Genomic DNA, 721 nt, shown 5'->3' on the forward strand with positions numbered 1-721 from the left:
TTTGACCAGCCAGTTGCGCGTGAAGCTGGGGACGATGCGCCCGCCGATCAGCGCGATCAGCATGGCAACGACAGCAAGCGCGAGCCGCGGGCCAAGGCCCGAAGGGGTCAGTCCGAGGTTCGCTGCGTGATGCAGCGCGTTGGCCGCGCCGAAAAGCGTGATCATCGCCGCGACCGGCAGGTTTTTCCAGTTCCGTCCGGCAATGATTTCTCGCCACAGCGCCAGGGCCAGAACTGCTGGAAACGCGAGGTCGACCGCCATCGCGAGCGACGGAACGGGCAGGAACGCGCAGGCGGCCCGGCCGGCCAGCCATAGCGCGACCAGCCCGGCAAGCGGCCAGCCGCTAAGCGGAAGTCGCCCCGTCCAGTTCGGAACCGCGGTCAGAACGAAGCCGGTGATCACAGCCGCGAGATAGCCGAACAGCATCTCGTGGACGTGCCAGTCGAGGCTTGGAAATGGCCCCGGAAGAGACCCGCCCGCAACATAGATCCAGAGCCAGGCCGGGATCGCCAGCCCCGCATAGAGCGCGGCCAGGAAGAAGAAGGGCCGGAAGCCGTATTGCAGGATCGGCGGCATCGACGCGATGCGGCCGCGGCCGTCTCGCTTCGTCTCGCCGGACTTGCGAAGGCTGCGCAGCACCGAGCGGTCGTGCCCTGAGGGGTGTTGATAGGCGGCCATCAGCTGTTTCCCATCCCTGCCGCCTGCCGCGCGGCTGATGCCC

At 67.5% G+C, this 721-nt stretch carries 1 protein-coding gene; it reads right to left on the reverse strand.

Translation table 11 applies throughout. The annotated features are described in order from the left end of the window. A partial coding sequence (locus tag AC3A4H_RS23585) for an NnrS family protein (RefSeq protein WP_487768877.1) occupies positions 1–678 on the reverse strand: 678 nt, incomplete at its 3' end. Positions 679–721: the final 43 nt, after the last annotated feature.

This window comes from Pseudaminobacter sp. Soil_N_29 (genome assembly GCF_057656055.1).